The organism is Bradyrhizobium sp. (assembly GCF_019242285.1).
Taxonomy (GTDB): Bacteria; Pseudomonadota; Alphaproteobacteria; order Rhizobiales; family Xanthobacteraceae; genus Bradyrhizobium.
This window is the reverse complement of sequence record NZ_JAFAVV010000006.1, coordinates 1-6626: the sequence shown is the minus strand read 5'-3', so window position 1 is coordinate 6626 and position 6626 is coordinate 1. Positions and strand designations below refer to the sequence as shown.

Annotated in this window: 8 protein-coding genes; 5 read left to right on the top strand and 3 right to left on the bottom strand. The window is 66.0% G+C overall.

From position 1 onward, the window contains the following. Positions 1–744 (top strand): complex I NDUFA9 subunit family protein (locus tag JOY90_RS00340; protein ID WP_291689188.1); only part of this gene is annotated, 744 nt, incomplete at its 5' end. Between the two features lie 122 nt (positions 745–866). On the opposite strand, the gene JOY90_RS00335 is transcribed toward JOY90_RS00340, so the two are convergent. After that, positions 867–1676 carry an undecaprenyl-diphosphate phosphatase gene (locus JOY90_RS00335; RefSeq protein WP_291689187.1) on the bottom strand — a complete coding sequence of 270 codons (810 nt, stop codon included), beginning with the start codon at positions 1674–1676 and terminating at the stop codon, positions 867–869. 169 nt (positions 1677–1845) lie between these two features. Here JOY90_RS00335 and JOY90_RS00330 point away from each other — a divergent pair, with 169 nt between their 5' ends. Genes JOY90_RS00330 through JOY90_RS00320 form a run of 3 tightly spaced genes read left to right on the top strand, consistent with a single transcriptional unit; the run spans position 1846 to position 4512 of the window. Beyond that, complete coding sequence (locus JOY90_RS00330) at positions 1846–2538, top strand: glutathione S-transferase family protein (RefSeq protein ID WP_291689186.1); 693 nt, start codon at positions 1846–1848, stop codon at positions 2536–2538. Beyond that, on the top strand, positions 2487–3677 hold the full coding sequence (queG, locus tag JOY90_RS00325) for a tRNA epoxyqueuosine(34) reductase QueG (RefSeq protein WP_291689185.1): 1191 nt from the start codon (positions 2487–2489) through the stop codon (positions 3675–3677). Before JOY90_RS00330 ends, queG begins: the two co-directional genes overlap by 52 nt. 34 nt (positions 3678–3711) lie before the next feature. Beyond that, positions 3712–4512 carry an acyl-CoA thioesterase domain-containing protein gene (locus JOY90_RS00320; protein ID WP_291689184.1) on the top strand — a complete coding sequence of 267 codons (801 nt, stop codon included), beginning with the start codon at positions 3712–3714 and terminating at the stop codon, positions 4510–4512. A 6-nt stretch (positions 4513–4518) separates the two neighbouring features. Here JOY90_RS00320 and JOY90_RS00315 read toward each other — a convergent pair whose 3' ends face one another. Together JOY90_RS00315 and JOY90_RS00310 are read right to left on the bottom strand one after the other, a co-directional pair. Beyond that, on the bottom strand, positions 4519–4989 hold the full coding sequence (locus JOY90_RS00315; protein ID WP_291689183.1) for a nuclear transport factor 2 family protein: 471 nt from the start codon (positions 4987–4989) through the stop codon (positions 4519–4521). 18 nt (positions 4990–5007) lie between these two features. After that, positions 5008–5799, bottom strand: coding sequence for an alpha/beta hydrolase (locus tag JOY90_RS00310; RefSeq protein ID WP_291689182.1), 792 nt, complete (start codon positions 5797–5799; stop codon positions 5008–5010). Positions 5800–6037: 238 nt separating this feature from the next. Between JOY90_RS00310 and infC the strand changes: the two genes are divergently transcribed. Beyond that, positions 6038–6577 carry a translation initiation factor IF-3 gene (infC, locus tag JOY90_RS00305; RefSeq protein WP_291689189.1) on the top strand — a complete coding sequence of 180 codons (540 nt, stop codon included), beginning with the start codon at positions 6038–6040 and terminating at the stop codon, positions 6575–6577. The last annotated feature ends 49 nt before the right edge of the window (positions 6578–6626 follow it).

Below are 6626 nucleotides of genomic sequence, written 5' to 3'. Positions count from 1 at the left end.
CATGTCGCCGTCAACCTGGTCGGCATCCTCACCGAGGGCGGCGCCCAGACCTTCGACGCTGTGCAGGCCAAGGGCGCCGAGACGGTCGCCAAGGCCGCCGCCGCAGCGGGGGCCAGCATGGTGCAGGTCTCGGCGATCGGCGCCGACGCGCAGTCGCCCTCGCGCTACGCCCGCGCCAAGGCGTCAGGCGAGCAGGCGGTGCTGGCCGCCCTGCCCGCGACCGTCATCATGCGCCCGTCGCTGGTGTTCGGTCCGGAGGACCAGTTCACCAACCGCTTCGCCGCACTGGCACGGCTATCGCCGGCGCTGCCGCTGATCGGCGGCGGGGCGACGAGGTTGCAGCCGGTCTATGTCGGCGACGTCGCCCGCGCGGTCGCGGAGGCCGTGGATGGCAAGGCCAAGCCAGGCGCCATCTACGAGCTCGGCGGCCCGGAAGTGCTGTCGATGCGCGAGATCATGCGGATCATCCTCGAGATCACCGACCGCGAGCGCATGCTGCTGTCGCTGCCGTTCGCGCTCGCCAGGCTGCAGGCGATGCTCCTGCAATTCGCGCCGGGCGCGATCAGGCTGACCCCGGACCAGGTCGAGCTGTTGCGTGTCGACAACGTCGTCTCCGACGCGGCGAAGGCCGCGGGCCTCACCCTCGAAGGGCTCGGCATCCGTCCCGATTCGCTGGAAGCGGTCGCGCCGCAATATCTCTGGCGCTTCCGCCCCGCCGGCCAGTTTCAACGCAAGAATGCGTAAGCCAAGGTGTGAAAATCCGTAGGGTGGGCTAAGGCGCGCCCGCGCCGTGCCCACCATCTTTCAGCACATGCGACGCCGGACGGTGGGCACGCTTCGCTTAGCCCCACCCTACAAATTAACTGCTACCGTCCCATCGCCAGCGCGATCAGGCCCAGCGTACCGACGATCACGCGCCACCAGGCGAACAGCTTGAAGCCGTGGCGGGTGACGTAATTGAGGAACGTCTTCACCACGACGACCGCGGTGACGAAGGAGACCACGAAGCCGATCGCGACGATGCCGAGATGATCGGCCGTCATCTCGGAGCGGCTCTTGTAGAAATCATAGGCGAAGGCGCCGACCATGGTCGGGATCGCGAGGAAGAAGGAGAATTCGGCCGCGGCGCGCTTGTCGGCCCCGAGCAGCATCGCCGCGACGATGCTGGCCCCCGAGCGCGACACGCCGGGGATCATGGCGAGGCATTGCGCGAAGCCGATCCACAGATAGGTCAGGAGCGGAAACCGCGTCGCGTCATGCTCGTGCGGCTTGTGATCGATCATGTCGACCCAGAGCAGGATCGCACCGCCGACGATCAGCGAGAAGCAGACCACCCATGGGCTGTTGAACAGGATCTCCTTGATGAATTTTCCGGCGACCAGGCCGATGACCACCGCAGGCAGGAACGCGATCAGGAGACCGATCACGAAGCGCCTGTCGTCCGCGTTCGAGAACATGCCGAACGCGATCTGCCACAATTTGGAGAAATAGATTGCGACGATCGCGAGAATCGCGCCGAGCTGGATCAGGACCGTGAAGCTGTTCCAGAAGCCGCCGGAACCGAGATCGAAGAAGCGTTCCGCAAGCAGCAGGTGGCCGGTCGAGGAGACGGGCAGGAACTCCGTGACGCCCTCGATGATGCCGAGAATCACCGCCCGCAACGTGTCTGACATCATGATGCAATCCGCTCTGCTCGCCTTCGGCCCGAAAACGGGGGCCGTTCTCGCCTATTCGCCCGGTTGCCGCAATCGATAAAATCGGAATACACCCCTTGTCCCGCCGCCCGGATAGTTTGTCGCCCCAATTCGGCGCTAGTTTAGATCATCACGAATCATTCAGAGCTCGATGTTCACGCTGCTGCACCACCCGTTCTGCCCGCATTCGCGCTTCGTCCGGCTGGTGCTCGGTGAATACGGCCTCGACCTGCGGCTGGTCGAGGAGCGGGTCTGGGACCGCCGCGAGGCCTTCCTCGCGCTGAACCCCGCCGGCACCACGCCGGTCCTGATCGACGGCGACGAGACGGCCGTCCCGGGGGCTGCGATCATCGCCGAATATATCGACGAGACCTGCGGCAAGGCGGCGGGCCAGCGCCGGCTGTTGCCGCAGACCATGGCCGAGCGCATCGAGGTGCGGCGCCTGATGGCCTGGTTCAACGAGAAGTTCTTCGAGGAGGCCTCGCATCCGCTCGTCACCGAGCGCATCTACAAGCGCTTCATGAGCGAAGGGAATGGCGGCGGCGCGCCGGCGGCGGAGGTGATGCGCGCCGCGAAGACCAATGTGCGCTATCATCTGGCCTATATCGGCTGGCTCGCGCAGCGGCGGAACTACCTCGCCGGCGAGCGGCTCACCTACGCGGACCTCGCCGCCGCCGCGCATCTCTCGGCGATCGACTATCTGGGCGACGTGCCATGGAACGAGGACGAGGCCGCAAAGGCGTGGTACGCGCGGGTGAAATCCCGCCCGTCGTTCCGGCCGCTGCTCAGCGAATGGCTGGCGGGGGTGCCGGCGTCGCCGACCTATGTGGACCTCGACTTCTGATCGCGCCAGGGGAGCTGAAGCGTGCTCTTGCCGAGCAGGCCCGCGCGCTCGGCTTCGATGCCATCGGCATCGCCGCCCCGGAGGCGATCATGGAGGCGGGGCGGCATTTCCACGAATTCATCGCCGCGGGCGCGCATGGCGACATGGACTGGCTGGCGCGGGAGCCCGCTCGCCGCACCGATCCGCGCGGACTGTGGCCGGAGGTGCGCTCGGTGATCATGCTCGGCGTCAATTACGGCCCCGACGCCGATCCGCTCGACATCCTGCGGCAACGCTCGCGCGGCGCGATCTCGGTCTACGCCCAGGGCGACGACTACCACGAGCTGATCAGGAAGAAGCTCAAGGCACTGGCGCGCTGGCTGATTGCCACGGTCCCGAGCGACGTCAAGGTGTTCGTCGACACCGCCGCCGTGATGGAGAAGCCGTTGGCGCAGGCCGCGGGCCTCGGCTGGCAGGGCAAGCACACCAATTTGGTGTCGCGCGCATTCGGCTCCTGGCTGTTCCTCGGCGTGATCTTCACCACGCTCGAACTGCCCCGTGACGAAGCCGAGCGCGACCATTGCGGCTCCTGCCGCGCCTGCCTCGACATCTGCCCGACCGCCGCGTTCCCGGCGCCCTACCGGCTCGATGCGCGGCGCTGCATCTCCTACCTCACCATCGAGCACAGGGGGCCTATCCCGCGCGAATTCCGCCAGCGCATCGGCAACCGCATCTATGTCTGCGACGACTGTCTCGCCGTCTGCCCCTGGAACAAGTTCGCGCAAGCGGGCCGCGAAGCGAAGCTCGCCGCACGCGACGAATTGCGCGCGCCCGATCTCGCCGAGCTTGCGCGGCTGGATGATGTGGCGTTCCGCGCGCGCTTTGCGAAATCGCCGGTCAAGCGCACCGGGCGCGACCGCTTCCTGCGCAATGTGCTGATCGCCATTGGCAATTCCGGCGATGCCGCGCTCGCGGACGCGGCGGCGCGCCGGCTCGACGATCCGAGCCCGCTGGTGCGCGGGGCCGCGGTGTGGGCGCTGTCGCAATTGCTGGCGCTGGAGGAATTCGCCGCGCTGGCAACGAAGGCTGCCGCGTCGGAGCGCGACGAACGAGTCGCCGGGGAATGGCGTCCTGCGACAGCGCATGGCTCGGAGCCTTGATTTCGATGCTGAAAATCCGGCAGGGTCACCCGCGATGACCAGCCAGCCATTTTTCACCCGACACGGCGACGATTTCATTCCCACCTCGGTCGCCAACGGGCCGTGGGATCCGAAATCGCTGCACGGCCGCGTCGTGATCGGCCTGCTCGCCTTCGTCATCGAGCAGCGCCATGGCGGCGCGGATTTCGTGCCGGCGCGACTGACCGTCGACATGTTCCGCCTGCCGAATATCGAGACCCCGATCGAGGTGCGGACAAAGTCCATCCGCGACGGCCTGCGCATCCGCCTGATCGAAGCCGATTTCGTCTCCGGCGGCGTCGCGATGGCGCGCGCGTCCTGCCAGTTGTTGCGCCGGACGGAAAATCCGCCCGGCACCGTCTGGTCGCCGCCGAACTGGGATGCGCCGCAGCCAGGCGACATCGCCGCCCCGACCGATCCAAGACTCGGCATGCACGGCAAATGGACGACCCGTCCGATCGTCGGCACCATGGGCACGGTCGGGCCGCGCCGGCTGTGGATGAGCGAGGTCCGTCCGCTGGTCGAAGCTGCGCCGCTGACCCCGTTCGTGCGGGTGGCGCTGGCGGCGGATTTCGCCAGCCCCTTCGCCAATGCCGGCGATCAGGGGCTCGGCTACATCAACACCGACGTCACGCTCTATCTGCACCGGTTGCCGGCAACCGAATGGATCGGCTTCGAGGTGGTAAATCATCACGCCAAGGAAGGTATCGCGATCGGCGAATGCTGGCTGTACGACGAACAGGGCGCAATCGGCACGTCGACGGTCGCGGCGCTCGCGCAGCGCAACGCGATGCCGAAGCTCGCGCCGTCGCCTTGACGAAGGCTAGTCAGCAAGATGCCGCGCCATCTCCGGCCGCGCCTTCAGTTCGGCGCCCTGCCTCGCGGCGATCTTCGCGATCCGTTCGGGAGCAAAATTCATCGCAACGAAGGCTGGCGCGGTGTTGGCGACCTCGCGGTATTCGGCGATCCGGCCATCGCGCAGTTTCATGATCGCGACGCCCTCGAACATCACGCGCGCTCCGTTCGCTTCCGGCAAGGTCGAGCGGTAGCTGAAGGTGTAGCGTGCATAGAGCGTCTCGCCGTCGCTCACGGGCGCATGCATGTCCCAGCGAAAGTCGGTGGCGGTGCGATGGAAATGATCGTCGATCATGGCCGCGATCGCGGCCCGCCCCGCAAACGCGCCGTAGAACACGTCGTGATAGACGCCGTCCTCGGTGAACAGCGCAGCGAGGGCCTCGCCCTGGCGGCGCTCCACGGCGTCGCAGAAGGCGCGGAGCATGGTTGTGACGTCCACGGCAGTCCTCCCCGAAACTCACCCGAACTCGGCGACGGCGGCGATGATCCGCGCGATATCCTGCGGCCGCGACAGCCGATGGTCACCGTCCTGGATCATGGTCAGCACCACGTCGTCCGCCGGCAGGCGATGCACCAGTTCGAAGGCGTGCCGCCAGGGCACGTCGGGATCCTGCGCGCCCTGCAGGATGCGCACCGGGCAGCCGACATCGATGGAGCTGCCGAGCATCAGATGGTTGCGGCCCTCCTCGATCAACGCCCGGGTGATCGGATAGGGCGAGCCATCGCCGTAGGGCGAGGGCCGCAACCAGACCCCCTTGGTTTCGATCTCGTTCCGGACCTCCGGCGAGAAGCCCTTCCACATCAGCGCCTCGGTGAAGTCGGGCGCCGGGGCGATGAGAACCATCGCCGCAAGCGAGCCGCTTTGGCCGTGCCTGGCGAGCGCACGCGCAAGCAGCAGCGCGATCCAGCCGCCCATCGAGGAGCCGATCACGACCTGGGGCCCGGAGCAGAACCGGTCAAATACCGCAAGGCTGTCCTCGAGCCAACGTCCGATGGTGCCGTCAATGAACTTGCCACCCGATTCGCCGTGGCCTGAGTAATCGAAGCGCACGCAGGCGCGGCCCTGCCCGGCGGCCCATGCATCGAGCGCGACGGCCTTGGTGCCTTTCATGTCTGAATTGAAACCGCCGAGCCAGAGCAGTCCGGGCGCCGTTCCGGCGCGGGCACGCGCCGCGATCCGGCGCGCCTGGTCGTGCTCGCCCACCTCGAGGAAGACCGGCTCCAATGCGCCAATGCTGCCGTCAGCCATGCCGGTCCGCTCCAGTTCACGATGGTCTCACGTGGGCACGCGCCCAGCGCGTTCAAGCAAATATCGACCTAAGCCATTCCTGACGCTTGCGGAATAGACGATCGGTGTCTATCTGGCTGGCCGTTACCGAAATGCCTCGCATTTGACGGTTTCCGCGCGCACCTTGCGAGTTCGCTTGCCCGGTGCTGCGTATTGCTTCAAAATATCGCCTCCCTTTCACAGCTTTGGAGAACTAACCATTCGCCGTCCCAATAGAGCCCCGCCCGCTGCCGCCAAAGACGGGCCGCGCACCAATGATGAGATTCGCAACGCGCAGATTCAGCTGATCGATCAGAACGGTACCAACCGGGGTACCGTCGAGACCATGATGGCAATCAAGATGGCCGTCGAGGCGGGTATGGATCTGGTGGAGATTTCGCCGAACAACAATCCTCCCGTCTGCAAGATCATGGACTACGGGAAGTACAAGTATTCGGCACAGAAGAAAGCCGCGGAAGCCCGCAAAAAGCAGAAAGTCGTCGAGATCAAGGAGATCAAGCTCCGGCCGATGATCGACGATCACGACTACGACGTGAAGATGCGGGCAATGCAGCGCTTCTTCGAGGAAGGCGACAAGGTGAAGATCACCTTGCGCTATCGCGGCCGCGAAATGGCTCACCAGGAGATCGGCACCAAGCTTCTGGACAAGGTCAAGGCTGATGTTGCCGAGTTCGCGAAGGTTGAGCAGGACGCGAAGTTCGAAGGCCGTCAGGTTGTGATGGTGCTTGCGCCACGCTGATCCCTGCAGAACGGCAGATCATGAAGGCCCGCCCCAGCGCCGGGCCTTG

Bases quoted from the DNA above. Each gene is read 5' to 3' on its own strand.
- JOY90_RS00320 (WP_291689184.1), top strand. From the start codon at position 3,712: ATGACCAGCCAGCCATTTTTCACCCGACACGGCGACGATTTCATTCCC.
- JOY90_RS00335 (WP_291689187.1), bottom strand. From the start codon at position 1,676: ATGATGTCAGACACGTTGCGGGCGGTGATTCTCGGCATCATCGAGGGC.
- queG (WP_291689185.1), top strand. From the start codon at position 2,487: ATGGCTGGCGGGGGTGCCGGCGTCGCCGACCTATGTGGACCTCGACTT.
- JOY90_RS00330 (WP_291689186.1), top strand. From the start codon at position 1,846: ATGTTCACGCTGCTGCACCACCCGTTCTGCCCGCATTCGCGCTTCGTC.
- JOY90_RS00310 (WP_291689182.1), bottom strand. From the start codon at position 5,799: ATGGCTGACGGCAGCATTGGCGCATTGGAGCCGGTCTTCCTCGAGGTG.